Below are 21,629 nucleotides of genomic sequence, written 5' to 3'. Positions count from 1 at the left end.
GCCGGCTCAGCGGTAGCCGGCCGCCTGCAGCTCGAACAGCTCGGCGTAGCGGCCACCCAGCGCCTGCAGCTCCGCATGACTGCCCGATTCGATGACCCGACCACCGGCAAGGACCAGGATGCGGTCCGCCATGCGCACCGTGGAGAAGCGGTGCGAGATCAGCACCGCCGTGCGCCCGTGGCTCAATTCGCGGAAGCGCTGGAAGACCTCGAACTCGGCCCGGGCATCGAGGGCGGCGGTGGGCTCGTCGAGGATCAGGATCTCGGCTTCGCGCATGTAGGCGCGGGCGATGGCGATCTTCTGCCACTCGCCCCCCGACAGGTCGACGCCCTCGGCGAAGCGCTTGCCCAGCGGCTGGTCGTACTGGAGGGGCAGCCGGCCGATGACGCCGTCGGCGAGGCTGCGCCCGGCCGCACGGGCGATCCGGTCGGGGTCGTCGCGCGCCTCGATGCGGCCCACGGCCACGTTCTCGCGGGCGGTGAAGCTGAAGCGCACGAAATCCTGGAAGATCACGCCGATGCGGCCGCGCAGGTCCTCGAGGTCGTAGGCGGAGAGGGGCCGACCGTCGAGGAGCACGCGGCCCTCCGTCGGGTCGTAGAGCCGGGTGAGCAGCTTGACGATGGTGGTCTTACCGGCGCCGTTCTCCCCCACCAGGGCCAGCACCTCTCCGGCCGCGAGGTGGAAGCTGAGGTCGCGCACCGCCCAGGTTTCGGTGCCGGGATAGCGGAATCCCACCGCCTCGAAGACGATTCCGCTCCGGATCGGACGCGGCAGGGGCGCCGGGTTCGCGGGTGAGCGGATCGCCGGCACCACGGCGAAGAACGAGAACAGATCGTCGAGATACTGTGCCTGGGCGGCGATCTGTGAGAAGCCGAGGAGCAGCCCCTCGATCAGGCCGCGCAGGCGCTGGAAGGAGCCCGCCAGGAAGGCGAGGTCGCCGATGGAGAACTGGCCCGCGGCGGTGCGCCAGACGATGGTGGCGTAGGCGAGATAGTAGGCCAGCGTGCCTAGGGCCGCGAAGGCCCCGCCCCAGCCGGCGCGGCGCAGCGCCAGGGCTCGGTTGTCGGCCACGAGCTTGGACGCCAGCCCCCGGTAGCGCTCGGCGATGTAGCCGTTCAGCCCGAACAGCTTGACCTCTTTGGCGGATTCCACGCTCGCCCCGAGGAAGCGCAGGTAGTCGATCTCGCGCCGCTCGGGCGTCCGGGTCCAGGCCAGCCGATAGCCCTCGCGGTTGAAGTAGGTCTCGTTGAGGAAGGCCGGCACCAGGGCGACCACGAGCAGCAGGATCAGCCCGGGCGCGAAGGCCACGAGGCCCAGCGCGAAGGCCGCGAGGGTGATGAGATCCTGCCCTTGACCGAAGAGCTGGAACAGGAGGTTCGAGCGGCCGGTGACCTGACGGCGGGCCCGCTCGAGGCGGTCCTGCTCCGCGCTGTCCTCGAACTGCTCGAGGTCGAGCTCGGCGGCGTGCCGCATCAGCTTCAGGGTGGCGGACGTGCCGTAGAGGTCGGCCACGAGGCCGTCGACCAGGGTGCTGGCCCGCCCGAGGAGGTCGGCGAGGATGGCGAGGCCGAACTCCGCCGCAACCAGCACGGCGAGGTGCCGCAGGGCGGGATCGGACAGCCAGGCCTCGGGCCCGAGGCCGCCCGGATGCGGCCGGCCATGCTCGGCCACGATCGCGTCGAGGATGAGCTTGGCGAGGTAGAGCATCGCCACGGGCAGGCTCGCCCGCGCCAGACGCAGGCCGAGGCTTACCACGAGCAGGCGGGGGCTCGCGGCATAGACGAGGCGCGCCAGGGCCGGGAGGTGGCGCAGGGCGCCGAGGCGCGCGGAGAGGACGGTCAGAGGGGAGAGACGGTCGGGCATCGGCCGGGACCATGACCGGGAGCGGCACCTCCGTCGATGCCGCAGACGCCGCACCCAGTCGCGCAGATGTCAGCGCGGGACCGACCAACGTCTTCAAGCTCTTGAGGACAGGCGATTCGCCGGCGAGACTTCACTTTATCGCCTATGTTAGGCGTTCATCCTCTTCTCAGGCGCGAGGCCGCCCTCACAATGCTCAGCGGTTCAGCGGTCCTGCGGGTCGGCATTCTCATCGTGGTGGCAGCCGTCCTGGCCGGGATCATCCAAATGCTGCGTCCGCAGGACAGCGGAACGCCGGAGACGCCCATCACCCGGACGGCCCCGGAGACCGGGGCCGCCGGAACCCAGGCGGCGGTGCCGCCGGCCGCGACGCGGCCCGTCTCCCCGGTGGCGCCGGCGCCCCTGCCGCAGGCCGTGCCCGCCCCGGCGCCACAAGCCGCCGTGCCGCCGACGCCCGCGCCCGCACCGAATGCGCCCCTGCCGGTGCCCGCGCCGACGGCGCCGTCGCCCCATTCGCCAGCGCCGAGCGACCCGGCGCCGGCCCTCCCGGACCTCGGGACCGCCTCCCGCCCGACGCCCCCGTCGGCCGGCGAGGAGGCCATCGACACCGCCGCCGAGACGGCCGGGCCGAGGGGCGTCGCGATCGTCGACCTCAACACCGGAACCGTCGCCGAGCTGAACGGCCTCCGGGGCGGCGGCATGATCGGGCGCGCCATCGTGCAGAAGCGGCCCTACGCCTCCGTCGGCGAGCTCCTGTCGAAGCGCGTCCTCAGCCGGGCGGTCTATGAGCGGATCAAGGATCAGGTCACGGTGCGCTGAGCCCCGTTTCGGGTAGCGCGCCACGCGCCGTCTGCCTAAGATACCCCTCCGGCACGCCGGAAAATCGCTTCGATCACCAGGGACGAGCCATGTTTGCGCAAGCCGGGGGCGTTACCTTTCGCGAGGATCTCGGCGTCGAGGAGACCACCGAGACCGACAACATCGTCCGGTGGGACGGCGAGAAGCTCTACGTGGAGCACGACATCTATCACAACGGCCAGCTGGTCCACCGCAAGTACCGCAAGAACGTCAGCGAGGCGGTGGCCCGGGCGCTGCAGACGCTGATCAACCGCGCGCAGCAATAGGCGGCCGGATCCCTGCGCGGGCGCCTCCGGCGCCGGCGCGCTACTTTCCGATCCAGTCGTGCCCCGCCACCACGGCCTCCACGGTGCGGGTCCAGGTGCCGGGCTGGTCCGTGGACCCGGTTCCGAGCGCGCACTGCACCATGACGCTGTCGCTCCAACGCCCGTACTTGTAGCCCACCGCCGGCAAGAGCCCGACGCGGACGAAGCCGCAGGCTTCGTGGAGGCGCAGGGACGCCTCGTTCTGGGCGTCGATGTAACCGATCATCTGCCGGTAGCCGCCCGCCGCGCAGGCCTCGATCAGCGCCGGCAGCAGGCGCCGGCCGATCCCCGCGTTCAGGTGCGCGTGGTGGACGTAGATCGAGTGCTTGAGGGTGTAGCGATAGGCGGGACGCTTGCGGAACGGCACCGCGTAGGCGTAGCCCGCCACGATCCCGTCGCGGTCGGCCACGAGGTGCGGCAGGCGCTTCTTGCGCATGGCCTTCCGACGCTTCTTCAGGTCGTCGGGATGGAGCGGGTCCTCCTCGAAATCCCCGACATCGCCGACGCCGCGCCGGATGTGGTGGGCGTAGATGTCCACCATGTCCGGCACGTCGGCATCCGACGAGGGCCGGATGACGAGGTCGGGATCGCTCTCGGCCACGCCCGCCATCAGCGCCCCTCGCGCATGACGCGGGGCTCTCGCATGACATACGTGTGGAACCGGATCGTGCCGTCCGGATCGACGTCGCGGAACACGCCCTGGATCTCGGCCTCGAAGCCCGGGAACAGGTTCGCGGAGCGCTCGAACATCTTGAAATAGTCCAGCATGGGTTTGGCCCGCTCGTCCAATCGCTCGCCCGGCAGCACCGTGCCGATGCCCGGCGGGTAGACCAGAAGCAAGGTCGTCGCCACGCGGCCCTCGGCTTCGGCGATCGGCACGTAATCGACGTTGTTGCGGGTGAGCTGCTGGACCGCCTCCTTCGGCGTCATCACCATCTCGGGCAGGTGCCCCGGCTCGAACTGCTTGCGCTGGAGCGTGCTGGTGCCGTGCTCGCGATGGAAGGCGTGGAAGTCGGCGCACAGGTCGCGCAGGCGCACGCCCTTGTAGCGGTTGGGCCGGCGCCGGACGAATTCGGGCATCGCCTCCTCCAACGGCACGTTGTCGTCGTGCAGGCGCTTGAAGGCGACCAGCCCCGAGATCAGCGTGCCGGCCTTCGAGGATTCGACGCCCGGCGTCAGCAGGAAGAGCAGCGAGTTGAGGTCGTTCTTCTCCGGCACGATGCGGTTTTCCCGCAGGTACTGCGCCACGATCGGCGCCGGCACCCCGTGCGCGGCATATTCCCCGGTGTGCCGGTTGAAACCCGGGGTCAGCACGGTGAGCTTGTTGGGGTCGGTCATGGCGTAGTCGGGCGCCACATGGGTGAAGCCGTGCCAGTCGGCGCCGGGCGCCAGTTCCCAGTACTTCACGTTGCCGGCGAGTTCGTCCGTCGACAGGCTTTCCCACGGCACCTTGCCGTCCGGTCCCTCGACCGTGTCCGGCACGAAGGGATCGAAGAACCAGCGCTTGAGCGGATCGCCCTCCTTCTCCTCGAACTCGCGGCGGATGGCGCGGACCTTCTTGCGCCACTCGATGCCGAGGCGGATCGTGTCGTCCCACAGGACGACGCCGGAGCGCCCCTTCATCATCTGCGCGCCGACGTCGAGGGAGGCGAACAGGGGGTAGAACGGCGAGGTCGAGGCGTGGACCAGGAAGGTCTCGTTGAAGCGCCGGTGCTCGATGCGCCGGGTCTGGCCGCGGATATGGCTGTCCTTGGTGTGGATCTGCGAGGCCTGCGAGAAGCTCGCCAATTGCTTGTGGGTCGATTGCGTGGCGATGATGCCCGGCGAGGTCTCGTCGAGGCCCTTCAAGCCCATCGCGAAGCGGCCGGCGAAGAGCGGGTGGAACTTCATGAAGCCCGCCCAGGCCTCGTCGAAGAGGATGTAGTCGCAGAGATGCCCGATCTTATCGAGGATCATCTGTGCGTTGTAGATCGTGCCGTCATAGGTGCACTGCTCGACCACCGCGACGCGGAACGGCCGCTCGCGCCGCCAGGCCTCCGTGTCGGTGATCAGCGGGTTGGTGCGGATCTTCTCGCGGATGCGCGTCTCGTCCAGGGCCTCGTGGTACATCGGGCCGATCAGGCCGTAGGCGTTGCGGTCGGTCTCCAGGAAGACCGGGATCGCACCGCCGAGGAACAGCGCGCCGTGATGCGCGGCCTTGTGATTGTTGCGGTCGAACAGCACGAGGTCGCCCTCGGCGACCAGGGCCGAGAGCACGATCTTGTTGGAGGCCGAGGTGCCGTTGAGGACGAAGTAGGTCTTCTCCGCCCCGAAGATGACGGCCGCCTCCTTCTGCGCCTTCAGGGCCGGGCCCTCGTGGACGAGGAGATCGCCGAGATCGAGCACCGAGTTGTCGAGGTCGTCGCGGAACACCGCCTCGCCGAGATGCTCGACGAAAATCCGCCCGATCGGCGAGCGGTTGTAGAAGATGCCGCCGTTGTGGCCCGGGCAGGTCCAGAGCTGGTTGCCCTGCTCGGCGTAATCCACCAGCGCGCCGAAGAACGGCGTCTTCAGGGTCTCGGCATACTGCTTCACGCGGCTCACCAGGCCGCGGGCGATGTAGTCCGGGGTTTCTTCCGCCAGGAAGATGTAGCCGTCGATGAAGTCCAGCACCTCGACGGGGATGTCCTCCAGGCGCTTGCGGCGGACCATGATGACGATGGGCATCTCCAGCCCGCGCTTTCGCATCAGGTTGATGAGGGCCGCCGCCTTGCCGTCGAGGCCGCGCTTGCCCCAGTCCACCACCATGCAGCCGATGGCTGAATCGGTCTGGACCGCGATGGCCGCATCCTCGACGCGGCGGGCCCGCACCACCTCGAAGCCGAGCTTCTCCACGGAGCCGATGATCTGCTGGACGCGCACGCCCTCAAGATCGTCCGGGTCGAAGTTCGGCGCACACATCAGGACAGTGAAGCGGCGAAAGAAGTCCATGCGGAAAAGGCTCCCAGGGGCGTTTGGCGCACCGTTCGCGACGGGACGTGACGGTTCGATGACGATCTTGCGGCAGTCGCGGTGTTTTCAGGCGCCGCGCGGCGCGACAGGGAGCCGGCTTACGATCCGCCGCGCCGTTTGACGAGCCCGAGCCGGCGGATCACGCCGTGGATCGCCGGCGCCGCGAGGCCGCAGATCGCGAGGGCGCGGAGCAAGCCGTTCTCGATTTCGCCGATGAACAGCCCCTCGATGGTCGGGCCGAATACGCCGGTGATCCGGGTCGGCGGCGAGACCGGCGCGGTGCGGATCGACAGGGTGACGAGCGGGCGCTTGGTCTCGGCGGCGTTTCACCCGGCGATCTCGTCCCGCGGCAGGCGCGAGCGCCCGGAGAGGACCGGCCGGGCGCGGCGGAGGGAGTGGAGGCGCGGAACCACGCGGGCGGCCCTGTCTCCGGCAATCCTTCCCCGCCGGCGCCGGGAGACAGCGCCATTTCACCCGCGACAAACGCCCCGGCATCGGGCTTGCTCCGCGCAAGGCAGAACAGCGGGGCGGCATGGTCGAGAAGCTTTTTCACGCAGGGATGAGCCTCGCCCTGCTGCTGGCCGTGGCCGTGCTGTTCTCCACCAACCGGCGGGCGATCTCGCCCCGCGTGGTCCTCTCGGCCCTGGCGCTGCAGGTGGCGGTGGGGGCCCTGGTGCTGTTCATCCCGGCGGGCCGGACGGGCCTCGCGGCGGCGGCGGGCTTCGTCCAGACCGTGCTGAACTACGGCGACCGGGGCACCGCGTTCCTGTTCGGCGGCCTCGTCGAGCCGCGGATGTTCGAATTGTTCGGCGGCAGCGGCTTCATCCTGGCCCTGCGCATCCTGCCGCAGATCCTCTACGTCTCGGCGCTGATCTCGGTGCTCTACCATTTCGGGGTGATGCAGGCGGCCGCGCGCGGCATCGGCGCGGCGCTGCAGCGGGTGATCGGCACCTCGCGGATCGAGACCTTCTCGGCGGTGATCACCATCGCCCTCGGCCAGAGCGAGATCGCCATCGCGCTGCGCCCGTTCCTGGGGGCGCTGACCTCGGCCGAGCTGTTCGCGGTGATGTCGAGCGGGGCCGCCTCCACGGCGGGCACGATTCTGGCCGGCTACGCGGCCCTGGGCGTGCCGATGGAGTACCTCCTGGCGGCCAGCGCCATGGCGGTGCCGGGCGGGCTTCTCTACGCCAAGATCCTGGTGCCGACGACGGAGCCGAGCCGGGTCACCTCCACGCGGGTCACCTTCGCGGAGACGCGGGCGGTGAACGTGATCGAGGCGGCGGCCGACGGCACCCAGAAGGGGCTCGCCGTGGCGGTCTCGGTGGGGGCGATGCTGATCGCGTTCACGGGGCTGATCGCCCTGCTGAACGGGTTCATGGGCTGGGCCGGTGGCCTCGCGGGCTATCCCGCCCTGAGCCTGGAGGGCCTCCTCGGCGCGGTGTTCGCGCCGCTGGCCTGGCTGATGGGCGTGCCCTGGGACCAGGCCGGCCTCGTCGGCGGGGCGCTCGGTCAGAAGATCGCCTTCAACGAGTTCCTGGCCTACGCGCAGCTCTCGCCGGTCCTGAAGGCGGGCAGCCTCGATCCGCGCACGGCCGCGATCCTGTGCTTCGCGCTCTGCGGCTTCGCCAACCTGACCTCGGTGGCGATCCAGCTCGCGAGCCTCGCCAGCCTCGCGCCCGAGCGCAGGGCGGAGATCGCCCGCTTCGGCCTGCGCGCGATCCTGGCCGGCACCCTGTCCAACCTGACGAGCGCGACGCTCGCCGGGTTGTTCATCGGGGCCTGACGGCAGTGCCGGCCGGGATGCTTGCGCGGAGGGTCATGCGGCGGCGAGTTTCGCCGCCTTGACCTTTGCGGGGCCGGCCTTGGCGACGGCCGTGAGCGGCAGCTCGATATCGATGTCGAGGGTCGACATGTCCTGGCCGCGGTCGAGGCGGATCTGGACCTTGTCGCTGTTGACCTCGACGTGCTTGGCGATGACCGCGAGGATCTCCTCGCGCAGCACCATCACGAGATCGGAGCCGCCGACCCCCGCCCGTTCATGGGCGAGGATGAGTTGCAGGCGGTCGCGGGCGACCGGCGCCGAACCGCGCCGGTTGAACATGTTGAGGAGGCTCATGCTGCCCTCCGGGTGAAGAGTTTGTCGAGGAAGGACTTCTTGTCGGTGGGGACCGACATCGGGACCGCATCGCCGTTGAGGCGGCGCACGGCGTCGGTGTAGGCGCGGGCCGGGGCGCAGAGCGGGTTGTTCAGGGTCACCGGGCAACCGACGTTGGAGGCGCGCAGGACCTCCATGCTCTCCGGAATGATGGCGAGCAGCGGGATCGAGAGGATCTCGAGCACGTCCTCGATCTTGAGCATGTCGCCGCGATCGGCCCGGGCAGGGTCGTAGCGGGTGAGGATCAGGTGCTTCTCCATGGTCTCGCCGCGCTCGGCCTTGAGGGTCTTGGAGTCGAGCAGGCCGATGATCCGGTCGGAGTCGCGCACCGAGGAGACCTCGGGGTTGGTGACCACCACCGCCACATCCGCGTGGCGCATGGCCAGCGTGGCGCCGCGCTCGATGCCGGCCGGGGAGTCGCAGATCACCCAGTCGAACTTCTCGCGCAGCTCGTCCATGACGCGGGCGACGCCCTCGTCGGTGAGCGCATCCTTGTCGCGGGTCTGCGAGGCGGGCAGCAGGTGGAGCTTGTCCAGGCGCTTGTCGCGGATGAGGGCCTGGTTGAGCTTGGCGTCGCCGTTGACCACGTTAATGAGGTCGTAGACGACGCGCCGCTCGGCGCCCATCACGAGGTCGAGGTTGCGCAGGCCGACATCGAAGTCGACCACCGCCACGCTCTTGCCGGCCTGCGCGAGCGCCGCGCCGAGGGCAGCCGTCGTCGTCGTCTTGCCGACGCCGCCCTTGCCTGATGTCACGACCAGAATTTTGGCCATATGAGCTGTCTCCTCAATCCAAGGATGCGAATTTGATGGCGCCGCCATCGAGCCAGATTTGCACGGCCTTGCCGCGCAAGTGGTTGCCCATCTCCTCGGCCGTACGGACGAGGCGGTCGATGCCGAGAAGCTCGGGCTCGAACTTGCGGCAGCAGATGCGGGCGCGGGGGTTGCGGGCGGCGCCGGCGATGGCCCGGCCGCGCAGCGCGCCGTAGACGTGGATGGAGCCGCCGGCGAGGATCTCCGCGCCGGAGGAGACCGACCCCATGACGGTGACGTCGCCGGTGGGGTGGACGATGGATTGCCCGGACCGGACCGAGCCCTCGATGGTGAGGGACGTCGTGGCCGGCTCGGGCGGTGCCGGCGGCACCTCGGGCTCCGGCTCCGGCTGGGCCGGAATCTCGATCGTGTTCGAGGGCCGTCCCTGGACGAGGAGCGGCGGGCGCCCCGGTCCGAGGAGAGACACGTCCGTACCCTCGATGCCGAGGATGCGGATCTGCCGGCTGCCGAGTTCGGCGAGCAGGCTGTCGAGGTCCGGCGCGGCGGGCGCCAGCGCCGCCACGTCGAGGATCAGGGCGCGCCCGTCGAACAGGGTCGGCGAGCGCTGGAGCGCCTCGTCCAGATCGGCGAACCAATCGGGAAGCGGTGTCTCCGGGGCCAGCACCAAGGACTTGAAGGCGCGGCCACGAAGCTGAACGGGTCTGCGGGGAGGGCTTGTGTCAGTCACGGGCTCTCGCGATTCCTTACCAGACCATTGATGCCCGGTATGGTTACCGCTTCGTTAACAACCCGTGTTCAAAGGATTAAAGGCGCGCATTTTCCTCTGATCCGATGATCCAGGGATGGGGCACGCGAACAAGCATCGGCCCCGGACGGCGCGCGCGACGGCCTGGGGCCTGTCGCACGCCCCCTCCGAGGCCGGGTCCGTGTGTAAGGGTCGTCGCCCGAGCGACGCCCGCCGTCACCGCGTGGTGGGCAGCAGCCAGTTCGGCAGCCACATGGCGATGCCGGGGACGAGGCAGAGGATCAGGATCGCCACCGCCATCAGGATGACGAAAGGCAGCGTGCCCCAGATGATGTCCTTCAGCGGGATGTCGGGGGCGATGTTCTTGATGACGAAGATGTTCAGGCCCACGGGCGGGTGGATCAGGCCCATCTCCATGGTGATGGTCATCACGACGCCGAACCAGACGAGGTCGAACCCGGCCGCCTTCAGGGGCGGCAGGATGATCGGCGCCGTCATCAGGATGATCGAGACCGGGGGCAGGAAGAAGCCGAGCAGGATCACGAGGCCGAGGATCGTCACCAGCAGCACCCAGGGGGAGAGCTGCATCGCCACGATCGCGGCCGCAGCCGACTGCGAGATGTGCAGGTAGCTCATCACGTAGGCGTAGAGGAGCGACATGCCGATGATCAGCATCAGCATGGTCGATTCCCGCAGGGTCGCGGTGAGGATCGGGCTGACGTCGCGCGGGCGCCAGACGCCGTAGATGACGGCGATCAGGCCCAGCGCCAGGAGGCCGCCGAGGCCCGCCGTCTCGGACGGGGTGGCGTAGCCGCCGTAAAGCGCCACCATCACGCCCGTGAGCAGGATCACGAAGGGCAGCACCCGCGGCAGCGTCGAGAAGCGCTGACGCATGCTGTAGGTGTCCTCCGCGAGGATCGCCGAAGCGGTGCCGTTCCGTTCGTAGGCGACCTTCGCGGCGGCGTATTCCGCGCGGAACCGGTAGACCGACCAGGCTGCGAACAGGCCGACCAGGAGCAGGCCCGGTCCGATGCCGGCGAGGAACAGGCGTCCCAGCGACTGCTCGGCCGCCACCGCGTAGAGGATCATGGTGATCGAGGGCGGCAGCAGGATGCCGAGGGTACCGCCCGCCGCGATGATGCCGGCGGCGAAGCCCGGCGAGTAGCCGCGCTTGCGCATCTCCGGGATGCCGGCCGAGCCGATGGCCGAGCAGGTGGCCGGGCTCGACCCCGCCATGGCGGCGAAGAGCGCACAGGCGAACACATTGGCGATGCCGAGGCCGCCGGGGATGCGGTGCATCCAGGCGTGCATGGCCGAATAGAGGTCCTGGCCGGCCTTGGACCGCCCGATCGCCGCGCCCTTCAGAATGAAGAGCGGGATCGACAGCAGGGTGATCGAGGCCATCTCCTCGTAGACGTTCTGCGCCACCGTATCGAGGGAGGCGCCCGGCATGAAGACATACATGAAGGCCAGGGCGACGAAGCCCAGGGCGAAGGCGATGGGGATGCCGGCGAGCATCGCGCTCAGGGTGGCCCCCGCATAGAGGAAGCCGATGGCCGCGACGCTCATGGATGCCTCCCGGTGACCTTCGTGTCCGGCACGGTGTTGGCGAGGGGATCGCCGAGGGGCCGCGTGCCCGTCGGTGTGGCCCCGGACTGCCCCGCTGCGTCGCGGTTGAGATCGGCCCCAAGGCCGATCTTGGGGTTCGCCCAGCCCGCCTTCTCGGCGCCGTAGAGGATCTCCTCGGCGATCTGCAGGGCGAACTGGAGGCCTAGCAGGGTCATGCCGATCGCCATCAGGATGTAGGGGATCCAGAGCGGCGGCCCCCAGCTCGACTGCGACACCTGCCCGTCGACCCAGGCCTCATGAAGCAGAGTCCAGCTTTTCCAGGCGAAGAACGTCACGAAGACGAAGCTGATCACGTCCGCCACCAGGAGGCGGGCGCGGTTGACCCGCGGCGAGAGCAGGCCGGTCAGCGCCTCGATGGCCACGTGGCCGCGCTTGGCCTGCACGGCGGCGGCCGAGAAGAAGGTGGCGCCAACGATGAGGAACACCGCCATCTCGTCCTGCCAGTCGGTGGGCTCATGCAGGACGTAGCGGATGACGACGCTGTAGCTGAGGACCAAGCAGGCGCAGACGAGCGCGATGCCGCCCAGCAGCATGATGACGTGATTGACGCCCTTCAGGGCCCGGTCGATGGTGCCGAGGAGCCCCGGAACCCGGGGCTCTGCCGTCGTGTGCGTCGCGGCGGCGGCCGAGGCCGCGTCGAAGGCGTGGCTCACGACACCTGCTCCGCCAGCTTGAGGAGCTCGGCGCAGCCGGCCGACTTGCCGGCGAAGTCCTTCCAGGCGGTATCCCGGGCGATGTCACGCCACTGGCCCAGGGTCTTCTCGTCGAGGTTCTGGACCTTCGCGCCGGCCTTGGCGAAGATCTCCTCGACCTTGGTGTCGTCCGCCTTGGCCCCGGCCTGCCCGAACGGCTCGAGTTCGGCGCCGATGGTCATGATCAGGTCCTGCTGGTCCTTGGGCAGGCGCTCGAAGGCGAGCTTCGACATCATCAGCGGCTCCAGCATGAACCAGTAGGAGCGCTCGCGGCCCGAGGTCAGGGCCTTGCCCAACTCTTCCAGGCGGAACGAGATCAGGCTGGTGGACGAGGTGATGACCGCGTCGCAGGCGCCCGTCTGCATGGCGGCGTAGGACTCGCTCGAAGGAATGGAGAGCGTGGCGGCGCCGGCCTGCTTCATCATCAGGTCCATCTCGCGCGACCCGCCCCGGACCTTGAGGCCCTTGGCGTCGGCCGGCGCGTAGAGGGGACGCTCCCGGCTGGCGACGCCGCCCGCCTGCCAGACCCAGGAAACGAGGATAATGCCCTTCGCGTCGAGGATCTCGGTGAGCTTGCGGCCCACCGGCGCCTTCTTCCAGGCGATGGCCTGCTCGTAGGAGCTCACCAGCGCCGGCATCAGCCCGATGTTCAGCTCCGGCACCTCGCCGCCCGCGTAGGGCGAGGGGTAGAGCGAGAGGTCGAGGGCGCCCTTCCGCATGGCCGCGAACTGGGCGTTCGTCTTCATCAGCGACGAACCCGGATAGACCTGCACCTCAAGGGCGCCCTTCGAGCGCTCGGCCAGGGCCATCGCGAACTTGCGGCACATGCGGTCGCGGAAGTCGCCCTCGTCGATGGTGCCGCCGGGGAACTGGTGGGAGAGCTTCAGGGTGGTGGCAGCCTGGGCCCGCGAGCCCAGGGACAGGATGGCTGGGGCGGCGAGGCCGCCGGCAACGAGGGCACGGCGTGTCAGCATCATGGCGTGTCTCTCCCTAGGCCGGACCCCGGCCGCTCGTTTTTGCAGCGCAGCATTTATACTGCACCGCGTCTTCGTTATACATGAAACGACGCCTTGTATATTTTGTCAACGCGATTGAATAATGGTGGACGCCTGATTTTTGCGAGTCGGCGGGATTAGGACGGGCCGGGATCTCAGCGCATGAACCAATCGCGCCGCCTCAGGCAGACCATCGAGACCGAGATCGTGGACGGTCGCCTCGCCATCGGCGCGCGCCTGGACGAGACGGAACTCGCGGAGCGCTTCGGGGTCTCGCGCACGCCGATCCGCGAGGCGCTGCTGCAACTGGCGATGACGGGCCTCGTGGAGATCAAGCCCCGGCGCGGGGCCATCGTCAGCGCCCCCGACCCGCAGCTCCTGATCGCGATGTTCGAGACCATGGCGGAGATCGAGGCCTCCTGCGGGCGGCTGGCGGCGCGCCGGCTCATCCCCGACGACGAGGCCGCCCTCAAGGCGGCCCTAGCGGCCTGCGCCGCCTCGGCCGCGGCCGGCGACCCCGAGACCTATTACGCGGAGAACTACATCTTCCACACGGTGGTGTACCGGGCCTGCCGGAACGGGTTCCTGGAGGAGCAGGCGCGCCAGTTGCACCGGCGTCTGGCACCGTTCCGACGACTCCAGCTTCGCGCCCGCAACCGCCTCGGCCAGTCCCTGGCCGAGCACGACGCCATCGTGGCCGCCATCGTGTCGGGCGACGAGACCGCGGCTTCCGACCGGCTGCGGGCGCACGTCATCGTCCAGGGCGACCGCTTCTCGGATCTCGTGGCGGGTCTGCGCTCGATCAACGCCGCGGCCTGACCCTTCGCGGAGGGCCTCGCGCGGATCGCCGCCCGGGGCGACGACACAACCGATGGATGTCGTCGGGCGAAGGGCAAGTCAATCTTAAGGGAGGCCCGCTAATCGAGGAACGCTCTTTCTCGCCAAGCGGTCACCGGCTTTCCCCATGCGCCTCTCTCTCAAGTCGACGCTGATCGGCCTTTTCGGTCTACTGGCGCTCATCACCACCGGGCAGGGCCTCGTCTCGTTGGCGAAGATGGATGCCATCGGCGACCGCATCACGGTCCTGTCCGACAACGCCCTCCCCTCCGTCGATGCCGCCCATGCCATGAACGCCCTGGTGATGCGGATCCGGCTCTGGCAGTTCCGCTACGTTATCGCCGACACCGCCGAGGAGCGCACCAACAGCGTCGCGCAGGCCGCGACCCTGGCCACGGACCTGGAGACCCGGCGCGCGGCCTACGGGACCCTGGTGAGTTCCCGCGCCGAGGGCGCCCTCTACGACGAGGTCAGCGCCAAGCTCGCCCAGATGGGCCAGGACTGGACCCAGCTCCGGGCCATCGACCCCGCCCGGCGCGACGAGGTCCTGACCCTGTTCCGGGGGCCGATGAACGCCAACTACCTCGCCACCAGCGCCAGCATGCGCAAGCTCGTGACGCTCAACGGCGAGGCCGGCGAGGCCGCCAAGGCGGCGGCGCGGGCGGAACAGGCGAGCGCCGTGCGAACCACCCAGGTCACGCTCGGGCTCTCCGTCCTCATGGCACTGGCCGCCATGGCCCACACGATCCGCGGTATCACACGGCCGCTGGGCGCGATGACGGCGGCCATGCGGCGCGTGGCGGACGGCGAGGCCGAGACCGAGATCCCGAGCGTCGGCCGCCAGGACGAGATCGGCGCCATGGCCGACACCCTCGAGACCTTCCGGGCCAACCTCCTGCGCAGCCGCGTCCTCGAGGAGGAGACCCGCCTCGCCCGCGCCGGCGCCGAGGCGCAGCGCAAGGCCGCGATGCGCGAGATGGCCGACGGGTTCGAGGGCGCCGTCGGCGGGATCCTCGACCGGGTGACCGCGGCGGCGGGCCAGTTGCGCGGCACGGCCCAGAGCATGGCGACCACCGCCTCCGAGACCGCCCAGCAATCCGGCACGGTCGCGGCGGCGGCGGATCAGGCGGCCTCCAATGTCGGCATGGTGGCGGCCGCCGCCGAGGAACTCGGGGCCTCGGTCCAGGAAATCGGGCGCCAGGTCGACGGCTCCACGGAACTCGCCCAGCGGGCGGTGGACGAGGCCGCCCGGACCGCGTCGCAGGTCCAGGAACTCAGCGCCGCCGCCGCGCGGATCGGCGACGTCGTCGCCATGATCTCGACCATCGCGGGCCAGACCAACCTGCTGGCCCTCAACGCCACCATCGAGGCGGCGCGGGCCGGCGAGGCCGGTCGCGGCTTCGCCGTGGTGGCGGCCGAGGTGAAGGAACTCGCCAACCAGACGGCGCGGGCCACCGAGGAGATCAGCGGCCAGATCGGCCGCATCCAGGGGTCCACCGGCCAGGCCGTGACCGCGATCGAGGGCATCAGCGGGCGGATCCGCGAGATCAGCCACGTGGCGACCTCGATCGCGGCGGCGGTGGAGGAGCAGGGCGCGGCCACCCAGGAGATCGTGCGCAACGTCGGCGAGGCCGCCACCGGCACCGGCGAGGTCACGACCAACATCGCCGGGGTCGCCGGAGCGGCCGAGGCGACCGGCGCCGCCGCGTCCCAGGTCCTGGCCTCGGCCTCCGAGCTCTCGCACGAAGCGGAGCACCTCGCCCAGGAACTGGCACGCTTCCTCGGCACGGTTCGCGCGGCTTAATCAAATAGAATGTCCCCGCGGGCAATCACGCCAGATCCTAGCGCGGACTCTTTACTTTCCTCGGTTTCGATCGTCCAATAACCCTTGCGGGGCGTACGGAAACGGTCTTGCGAGGGAGGGAACGATGATGACCCGACATCTTCTCGGTGCGGCTCTGGCCGCGTGCCTCGTCCTGCCGGTGGCGGCCCGCGCCGACACCGCCGCCACGGCCGGGCGCAGCGCCGCCGAAACCTGGGACAAGACCTACAACAGCGGCGACATGGACGCCCTGGGCACGCTCTACGCCCCGGACGCGCTGGTGATCCCGAAGGGCGCGGCGATCTCGGGACCGGGCGAGATCAAGACGTTCTTCTCGGGGCTGAAGGCAAAGGGCTTCGACGATCACCGGATCACCGTCCAGTCCGCGCGGGAGACAGGCGACGTCCTGGTGCTGTCCGGGCGCTGGGAGATGAACGGCCCCGGCGAGGGCGGAGCCCGAAAGAAGTTCGAGGGCAACTGGATCAACGTGATGGAGCGCCGCCCCGACGGCTGGCGCACCGTGCTGCACACCTGGAACTAGCGCTCGGAGCGGCGCCGCCCGCGCCCCCCCCGGCGGATGGCCGGCCGGGTCGGGCCGGCGCGAGGAGGGATGGCGGCTCAGGCCGCCGACCCGGCCGCCTCGCGGCTGGCGGCGCCGAAATTCTCGGCGATCACCGGGGTCCGGGCCCGGATGTGGGCGCGCATGAGCAGGGCGAGCGCTTCGCCGTCGCGGGCGCGCAGCAGCGTGATCATCCGCTCGTGCTCGGCCACCGACTGCGCCCACTGCTCCGGCGTCTGATGGACGGCGTAGCGCGAGCGCTGGATGCGGCCCGAGAGGCTGTCGTAGATGCCCCCGAGGGTGGCGTTGCGGCTGGCCCGCATGATGGCCTCGTGGATCTCCCGGTTGAGGGCGAAGTAGACCCCCTCCTCGCCGGCGCGCCAGGCCGCCACCATGGCCTCGTGGTCGCGGGAGATGCCGTCGATCTCCGCGTCGGTGATGATGCGGCAGGCGAGATCGGCGGCGGTGGCCTCCAGGCCGGCAATGACCTCGATCATCTCCTCGATCTCGGACTGCGACAGGCTGGCGACGCGGGCGCCGCGATTGGGCAGCAACTCGAGAAGCCCCTCGGTGGCGAGGATCTTGATCGCCTCGCGCAGGGGCGTGCGGGAGATGCCGAAGCGTTCGGTCAGTTCGCTTTCGTTGATCCGCGCCCGCGGCTCCAGCTCACCCGAGCGGATGAGGTCGCGCATTCGGTCGACGACCTCATCGTGCAGATAGCGCCGGTTGATGCCGAGGCCCGGTTCGATCTTGTTCATGGGTCCACGACGTCTGGAAGAGGAATGAAAAATACTCCCTCTGGTAATGCGTCGACTGAGACCTGTCGAGGGAGTGCGGAACTATAGCCCGGTTCCGCGCACAGGCCTCCGGCGAAAGCCGGGCGACCCCACCGGGATGACGGATTCGCGAGTCTTCGAGCCGCCTGCGGCCTCACCCGACCCCACCCCGCCCTGATCCGGCGGGGGGTCTCTCAGCGAAGCTCCTCGTGCCAGGTCCGGCCGTCGCGCTCGATCAACGCGATGGCGGCGGTGGGACCCCAGCTTCCGGCGGGATAGGGGCGCGGCGGCTCGGGCCGGTCGGCCCAGGCCTTCAGGAGGGAATCGGCCCAGGCCCAGGCGACCTCGACCTCGTCGCGGCGCATGAACAGCGTGGCGTTGCCGCGCACCACGTCCATGAGCAGGCGCTCGTAGGCATCGGGGTAGCGCTGCTTGAAGGTCTCCTCGAAGGAGATGTCGAGGTTGGTCGGCCGCAGCCGCATCCCGCCCGGACCCGGATCCTTGGTCATGACTTCGAGCTTGATCCCTTCTTCCGGCTGGAGCCGGATGACGAGGCGGTTGGGCTCGCGCCCGAAGGACTCCGCCGGGAAGATCGAGAACGGCGAGGCGCGGAACTGCACCACGATCTCGGACAGCTTCCGGGGCAGGCGCTTGCCGGTGCGCAGGTAGAACGGCACGCCGGCCCAGCGCCAGGACTGAACCTCGAGTTTCAGGGCGACGAAGGTCTCGGTCCGGCTGTCGACGTCTCCGCCGAGATCGTTGCGGTAGCCGTCCACCGGCTGGCTGCCGACGGCGCCGGCCGAGTACTGGCCGCGCACCGTCACGCTCTGCACGTCGTGCGGCGTGATGGGCTTCAGGGCCCGCAGGACCTTCAGCTTCTCGTCGCGCACCGAATTGGCGTCGAGGGAGAGCGGACTCTCCATCGCCATCAGGCAGAGGAGCTGCAGCATATGGTTCTGGACCATGTCGCGCAGCGCGCCCGAGGTGTCGTAGTACCCCGCGCGGCCCTCGACTCCAACGGTCTCGCCCACCGTGATCTGGACGTGGTCGATGACGTCGGCCGTCCAGAGCCGCTCGAAGATGGTGTTGGCAAAGCGCAGGGCCAGCAGGTTCTGCACCGTCTCCTTGCCGAGATAGTGGTCGATGCGGAAGATCTGCTCCTCGGGAAACACCGTGCCGACCGCATCGTTGATGGCGCGGGCCGACTTCAGGTCCTTGCCGATGGGCTTCTCCAGCACGACGCGGGACTTCTCGCCGATCAGGCCGTGCTTGGCGAGATTCTGGCAGATCGAGCCGTAGAGGTCGGGTGAGGTGGCGAGGTAGTAGGGCCGCACCTGGTCCGGGCGCTCGGCGAGCTTGGCGGCCAGATCCTCCCAGCCCTCGTCGCCGGCTCCGTCGACCGCGACGTAATCGAGGTGGTCCAGGAAGGCGGCGAGCTTGTCCTCGCCGATGTCGCCGGCCGGAACGAAGCGCTTGATGGCGTCGCGGGCGCGCTCGCGGAAGGCCTCGGTGGTCATCTCCGAACGCGAGGCGCCGATGATCCGGCTCGTCTCCGGAATCTGTCCGTCCATGAAGCGGTAGAACAGGGCCGGCAGCAGCTTGCGCGTGGTCAGGTCGCCGGTGGCGCCAAAGACGACACAATCGAAGGAGGCGACGGGGATAATGGTGGCCAAGTGCGGCTCCCGTTCGGTTTGCAAGTCAGGCGGTTCGCGGGTCGGCAAGTCGGCTGGCGAGTCGATTTGCGGGTCGGTTTGCGGGTCGCGACGAATCGCCCCCGGTGTGTCGGCTTCCCCGCGACGCTATGCAAGGCATCCGCCACCCGAGGGGCGTGCGGGAGGGCACCCCTCCCCGCGCCCGGTCACGATCCGGCGAAACGCGTGAACGCCGCTCCATGGTTCGGATGCCAGCGGGACAGCGCCGGCCGGTTCTCGATGATGTCCCCGGCCGCCCAGGCGATCCGCTTCTCGTCCTGTGCCCGGGTGGTCTCGTTGTCCGGACACAGGATGTAGAAGTCGCCCCGGGCCAGTCCGGCCATCAGGGCATCCACGGTCTCGTCCGGCGTCCAGGCGCCGGCGGGCTTCTCGCTGACCCCGCGGGCCCGCGTCAGCCCGGTATAGACGAATCCCGGGATGAGCAGGTGCGCGCTGACGCGGACGCCCTCGCGTTCGCGCAGGTCGTGGGCCAGGGCCTCGGTGACGACCTTCACCCCCGCCTTCGAGACATTGTAGGGCGTGTTGCCGGGCGGCGTGGTGATGCCCTGCTTCGAGCCCGTGACCACGATGGCACCAGGCTCGGTCCCGGCGATCATCGCCGGTGCGAAGGCCTGGATGCCGTTGATGACGCCCCACAGATTGGTGTCGAGGATGCGCGCCCACGTCTCGGGGTCCGAGAACAGCCGTCCCCCGGCCTCGATCCCGGCATTCAGCATGACCACGGCCGGCGGCCCCTCCGCACAGGCCGCCGCGCCCAGGGCCGCGACGGCCTCGGGCCGGGCCACGTCCGTGGCCATCGCGTGGACGGACGCCGCCGTCCCCCCGCGCGCGACCTCGGCGCGGGCCGAGTCCAGCGCCGCGCCCGGCAGGTCGGCGAGCCAGACCCGCATGCCCGCCGCGGCGAAGCGCCGGGCGGCCGCCAGCCCGATGCCGCTCGCCGCCCCGGTGACGACGGCGGTCCGCCCCGCCTGAATTGCCGGATGGTTGGTCATGGCCGCTGCTCCTCTGCCGTTCCGGGGCGGGAGTTAGGGCGCGCGCCGGCCCCCGTCACGGCACGGCAGGAGATTGGTAACCGTCTGTGCGCATGGTCGGGGAGACTTGCCACTCGAAAGGTTCGCGATGCTTTCGCGCCACAGGACCGTCGCTCTCCGCCCGCACCGCCTCCGCGCGGGCCTGTCGCCCCTGGCCCTCCTCTGGGTGCTGGGCGGCGCCGCCACGGCTCAAGTCTCCGGCGCGCCGGAAGCCCCCGCGCCCGCGAAGGCTCCGAAGATCGAGAGCCTCACCACCACCACCGCTCCGGCGACGCCCGCCGTCCAGGCGATCGCACCGGGCGCAGCCGAGGCCACCGCCGCCCCGGCTGCCGCCCAGGCCCGGAAGTCGCGCGAGCTGCCGCCGCTGGTGGTGGCCCGGGTCTCCGCCGACCCGGTGCCGACCCTCAGTCCCGCGACGTTCCTCGACACCCTGCGGATGGCCGACCGCTATCAGGCCATGGTGGATGCCGGCGGCTGGACCGCGCTGCCCGCCGACCTCGTGGTCAAGCCCGGCGCCGGCCATCCGGCCATCCCGGCCCTGCGCAAGCATCTCGCGCTCGTGGGCGACCTAGCCGCCGATGCCCCGATGAACGACCAGCTCGACGCCACCCTGGTGGCGGCCGTGAAGGCGTTCCAGGCCCGCCACGGCCTGCCCGAGACCGGGCTGATCGGCCGCCAGACGGTGGCGGCGCTCAACGTGCCGGCGGCCACCCGCCAGCGCCAGCTCGCCGCCTCCGCCGCGCGCCAGATCGGCTCGAACTTCGCCTATGGCGACCGCTACGTGGTCGTGAACATCCCCTCCGCCACGGTGGAGGCCGTGGACCACGGGGTCGTGGTGCGCCGCTACGTGGCGGTGGTCGGCAAGCCCGACAAGGCGACGCCGCGGATCGAGGCCCGCATCACCGACGTGAACCTCAATCCGACCTGGACCCTGCCGGTCTCCATCATCAAGAAGGAGATCATTCCGAAGATGCGCAAGGATCCCGGCTACCTCGCCCGGGAGCGCATCCGCATCCTCGGTCCCGGTGGCGTCGAGGTCGACCCCACCGCGATCGACTGGTCGAGCGAGAAGGCGGCCAACTACACCCTGCGGCAGGATTCCGGCCTGGACAATTCCCTGGGTCAGGTGCGCATCGACATGCCGAACAAGCAGGCGGTCTACATGCACGACACGCCGTCGAAATCGTTGTTCGCCCGCGAGGTGCGGTTCCATTCCCATGGCTGCGTGCGCGTCGCGCAGGTGAAGGAGCTCGCCGGCTGGCTGCTCGAGGGCACGCCCGGCCCCAACGGTCCCGGCTCGACCTGGGGCCCGATCGAGATCGAGACCAGCATCGCCACCAACGAGCGCCTCGACATCAAGCTGCCGAAGCAGATCCCCGTGACCTTCGTGTATCTCACCGGTTACGCCACCCCGGACGGCCGCGCCCATTTCCGGGACGACATCTACGGGATCGACAGCCCGGCGGTGCCGATGCCGGACGTGGCGGCGACGGGGACGATCGCGCCGCCGACCGCTCCCAAGTCGGCGGCCGTGCCCGCGACGCCGAAGGCGTCCAGCACCGGGTCCGCATCCGCCCGGACTCCCGGCGACAAGCCGTCCCTCGCCAGCCCGTCCCTTGCCAAGCCGGTTCAGGCTGCGCCGGTCCCACCCAGGCCCGTGCCGAAGGTGATCGCGGATAAGGGAGCCGTGCCCGGCGCGGCCCCGGCTCAGAGCCCCGGCAAGGCAGCTGCGCCCAGGCCGACCAGTACCGGCGCCGAGAAGACGGCAGGCGATTTAGTCCCCCCGGGATCGATCCCCAGCCGCGCGGCGCTTCCCCCCACGGATTGAGCCCAAGCCGGCCGTTCCCCTATCGCAAGGGCTCGCCCGGCGCGATGGGGGGCGCCTTCCT

At 69.9% G+C, this 21,629-nt stretch carries 19 protein-coding genes; 7 read left to right on the top strand and 12 right to left on the bottom strand.

Annotated features, from left to right (window positions below; translation table 11 throughout):
- Positions 1-6: 6 nt before the first annotated feature.
- Positions 7-1,863 (bottom strand): ABC transporter ATP-binding protein, encoded by a 1,857-nt coding sequence (locus ASG63_RS03285; protein ID WP_056212052.1) that lies wholly within the window; start codon positions 1,861-1,863, stop codon positions 7-9.
- A gap of 189 nt (positions 1,864-2,052) precedes the next feature.
- Here ASG63_RS03285 and ASG63_RS03280 point away from each other — a divergent pair, with 189 nt between their 5' ends.
- Positions 2,053-2,679, top strand: coding sequence for a helix-hairpin-helix domain-containing protein (locus ASG63_RS03280; RefSeq protein ID WP_056212050.1), 627 nt, complete (start codon positions 2,053-2,055; stop codon positions 2,677-2,679).
- An 89-nt stretch (positions 2,680-2,768) separates the two neighbouring features.
- Positions 2,769-2,984, top strand: a complete 216-nt coding sequence (locus tag ASG63_RS03275; protein ID WP_056212048.1) for a hypothetical protein — start codon at positions 2,769-2,771, stop codon at positions 2,982-2,984.
- A 40-nt stretch (positions 2,985-3,024) separates the two neighbouring features.
- Here the strand turns inward: ASG63_RS03275 and ASG63_RS03270 are convergent, their stop codons facing one another.
- Entirely contained in the window at positions 3,025-3,633 is a 609-nt protein-coding gene (locus ASG63_RS03270) for a GNAT family N-acetyltransferase (RefSeq protein ID WP_056212046.1), read from the bottom strand.
- Positions 3,633-5,993 carry an Orn/Lys/Arg decarboxylase N-terminal domain-containing protein gene (locus ASG63_RS03265; RefSeq protein WP_056212043.1) on the bottom strand — a complete coding sequence of 787 codons (2,361 nt, stop codon included), beginning with the start codon at positions 5,991-5,993 and terminating at the stop codon, positions 3,633-3,635. The genes ASG63_RS03270 and ASG63_RS03265 overlap by 1 nt, the downstream gene beginning before the upstream one ends.
- 553 nt (positions 5,994-6,546) lie before the next feature.
- Here ASG63_RS03265 and ASG63_RS03260 point away from each other — a divergent pair.
- A complete protein-coding gene (locus tag ASG63_RS03260) occupies positions 6,547-7,797 on the top strand; it encodes a NupC/NupG family nucleoside CNT transporter (RefSeq protein WP_056212041.1) in 1,251 nt (416 codons plus the stop codon).
- A 33-nt stretch (positions 7,798-7,830) separates the two neighbouring features.
- Here the strand turns inward: ASG63_RS03260 and minE are convergent, their stop codons facing one another.
- The 6 genes from minE to dctP all read right to left on the bottom strand — a co-directional run bounded on the left by minE (position 7,831) and on the right by dctP (position 12,985).
- Positions 7,831-8,130 (bottom strand): cell division topological specificity factor MinE, encoded by a 300-nt coding sequence (gene minE / locus ASG63_RS03255; RefSeq protein ID WP_056212040.1) that lies wholly within the window; start codon positions 8,128-8,130, stop codon positions 7,831-7,833.
- Positions 8,127-8,942, bottom strand: a complete 816-nt coding sequence (gene minD, locus ASG63_RS03250; RefSeq protein ID WP_056212038.1) for a septum site-determining protein MinD — start codon at positions 8,940-8,942, stop codon at positions 8,127-8,129. Before minD ends, minE begins: the two co-directional genes overlap by 4 nt.
- A gap of 13 nt (positions 8,943-8,955) precedes the next feature.
- Positions 8,956-9,669 (bottom strand): septum site-determining protein MinC, encoded by a 714-nt coding sequence (gene minC / locus ASG63_RS03245; RefSeq protein ID WP_056212036.1) that lies wholly within the window; start codon positions 9,667-9,669, stop codon positions 8,956-8,958.
- Positions 9,670-9,903: 234 nt separating this feature from the next.
- The gene (locus tag ASG63_RS03240; RefSeq protein WP_056212034.1) at positions 9,904-11,256 is read right to left on the bottom strand and encodes a TRAP transporter large permease; all 1,353 of its coding nucleotides are present in this window, start codon (positions 11,254-11,256) and stop codon (positions 9,904-9,906) included.
- Positions 11,253-11,969: a TRAP transporter small permease gene (locus ASG63_RS03235; RefSeq protein WP_056212032.1), complete on the bottom strand. Its 717-nt coding sequence runs from the start codon at positions 11,967-11,969 to the stop codon at positions 11,253-11,255. The genes ASG63_RS03240 and ASG63_RS03235 overlap by 4 nt, the downstream gene beginning before the upstream one ends.
- Positions 11,966-12,985 (bottom strand): TRAP transporter substrate-binding protein DctP, encoded by a 1,020-nt coding sequence (gene dctP, locus ASG63_RS03230; protein WP_056212030.1) that lies wholly within the window; start codon positions 12,983-12,985, stop codon positions 11,966-11,968. The genes ASG63_RS03235 and dctP overlap by 4 nt, the downstream gene beginning before the upstream one ends.
- A 180-nt stretch (positions 12,986-13,165) precedes the next feature.
- Between dctP and ASG63_RS03225 the strand changes: the two genes are divergently transcribed.
- The 3 genes from ASG63_RS03225 (at position 13,166) to ASG63_RS03215 (ending at position 16,203) form a co-directional block, all read left to right on the top strand.
- Positions 13,166-13,822, top strand: coding sequence for a GntR family transcriptional regulator (locus ASG63_RS03225; protein WP_056212028.1), 657 nt, complete (start codon positions 13,166-13,168; stop codon positions 13,820-13,822).
- A gap of 145 nt (positions 13,823-13,967) precedes the next feature.
- Positions 13,968-15,644: a methyl-accepting chemotaxis protein gene (locus ASG63_RS03220; protein WP_056212025.1), complete on the top strand. Its 1,677-nt coding sequence runs from the start codon at positions 13,968-13,970 to the stop codon at positions 15,642-15,644.
- 124 nt (positions 15,645-15,768) lie between these two features.
- Positions 15,769-16,203: a YybH family protein gene (locus ASG63_RS03215; RefSeq protein WP_056212023.1), complete on the top strand. Its 435-nt coding sequence runs from the start codon at positions 15,769-15,771 to the stop codon at positions 16,201-16,203.
- Positions 16,204-16,280: 77 nt separating this feature from the next.
- On the opposite strand, the gene ASG63_RS03210 is transcribed toward ASG63_RS03215, so the two are convergent.
- The 3 genes from ASG63_RS03210 to ASG63_RS03200 form a co-directional block, all read right to left on the bottom strand.
- Complete coding sequence (locus ASG63_RS03210) at positions 16,281-16,979, bottom strand: GntR family transcriptional regulator (RefSeq protein WP_056212020.1); 699 nt, start codon at positions 16,977-16,979, stop codon at positions 16,281-16,283.
- Between the two features lie 212 nt (positions 16,980-17,191).
- Entirely contained in the window at positions 17,192-18,670 is a 1,479-nt protein-coding gene (gene zwf, locus ASG63_RS03205; protein WP_056212018.1) for a glucose-6-phosphate dehydrogenase, read from the bottom strand.
- 185 nt (positions 18,671-18,855) lie between these two features.
- The gene (locus ASG63_RS03200) at positions 18,856-19,701 is read right to left on the bottom strand and encodes an SDR family NAD(P)-dependent oxidoreductase (RefSeq protein WP_056212016.1); all 846 of its coding nucleotides are present in this window, start codon (positions 19,699-19,701) and stop codon (positions 18,856-18,858) included.
- 127 nt (positions 19,702-19,828) lie between these two features.
- Between ASG63_RS03200 and ASG63_RS03195 the strand changes: the two genes are divergently transcribed.
- Positions 19,829-21,568 carry a L,D-transpeptidase family protein gene (locus tag ASG63_RS03195; protein WP_082559159.1) on the top strand — a complete coding sequence of 580 codons (1,740 nt, stop codon included), beginning with the start codon at positions 19,829-19,831 and terminating at the stop codon, positions 21,566-21,568.
- The last annotated feature ends 61 nt before the right edge of the window (positions 21,569-21,629 follow it).

The sequence above is a fragment of the Methylobacterium sp. Leaf94 genome, assembly GCF_001426045.1.
Lineage (GTDB): Bacteria > Pseudomonadota > Alphaproteobacteria > Rhizobiales > Beijerinckiaceae > Methylobacterium.
This window is presented reverse-complemented; position numbering and strand designations above follow the sequence as displayed.

Coding starts and splice junctions, on each gene's coding strand:
- ASG63_RS03195 (WP_082559159.1), top strand. CDS start 19,829: ATGCTTTCGCGCCACAGGACCGTCGCTCTCCGCCCGCACCGCCTCCGC.
- ASG63_RS03215 (WP_056212023.1), top strand. CDS start 15,769: ATGATGACCCGACATCTTCTCGGTGCGGCTCTGGCCGCGTGCCTCGTC.
- minE (WP_056212040.1), bottom strand. CDS start 8,130: ATGAGCCTCCTCAACATGTTCAACCGGCGCGGTTCGGCGCCGGTCGCC.
- ASG63_RS03260 (WP_056212041.1), top strand. CDS start 6,547: ATGGTCGAGAAGCTTTTTCACGCAGGGATGAGCCTCGCCCTGCTGCTG.
- dctP (WP_056212030.1), bottom strand. CDS start 12,985: ATGATGCTGACACGCCGTGCCCTCGTTGCCGGCGGCCTCGCCGCCCCA.
- ASG63_RS03225 (WP_056212028.1), top strand. CDS start 13,166: ATGAACCAATCGCGCCGCCTCAGGCAGACCATCGAGACCGAGATCGTG.
- ASG63_RS03285 (WP_056212052.1), bottom strand. CDS start 1,863: ATGCCCGACCGTCTCTCCCCTCTGACCGTCCTCTCCGCGCGCCTCGGC.
- ASG63_RS03270 (WP_056212046.1), bottom strand. CDS start 3,633: ATGGCGGGCGTGGCCGAGAGCGATCCCGACCTCGTCATCCGGCCCTCG.
- ASG63_RS03275 (WP_056212048.1), top strand. CDS start 2,769: ATGTTTGCGCAAGCCGGGGGCGTTACCTTTCGCGAGGATCTCGGCGTC.
- minD (WP_056212038.1), bottom strand. CDS start 8,942: ATGGCCAAAATTCTGGTCGTGACATCAGGCAAGGGCGGCGTCGGCAAG.
- ASG63_RS03220 (WP_056212025.1), top strand. CDS start 13,968: ATGCGCCTCTCTCTCAAGTCGACGCTGATCGGCCTTTTCGGTCTACTG.
- ASG63_RS03280 (WP_056212050.1), top strand. CDS start 2,053: ATGCTCAGCGGTTCAGCGGTCCTGCGGGTCGGCATTCTCATCGTGGTG.
- ASG63_RS03200 (WP_056212016.1), bottom strand. CDS start 19,701: ATGACCAACCATCCGGCAATTCAGGCGGGGCGGACCGCCGTCGTCACC.
- ASG63_RS03265 (WP_056212043.1), bottom strand. CDS start 5,993: ATGGACTTCTTTCGCCGCTTCACTGTCCTGATGTGTGCGCCGAACTTC.
- ASG63_RS03210 (WP_056212020.1), bottom strand. CDS start 16,979: ATGAACAAGATCGAACCGGGCCTCGGCATCAACCGGCGCTATCTGCAC.
- ASG63_RS03240 (WP_056212034.1), bottom strand. CDS start 11,256: ATGAGCGTCGCGGCCATCGGCTTCCTCTATGCGGGGGCCACCCTGAGC.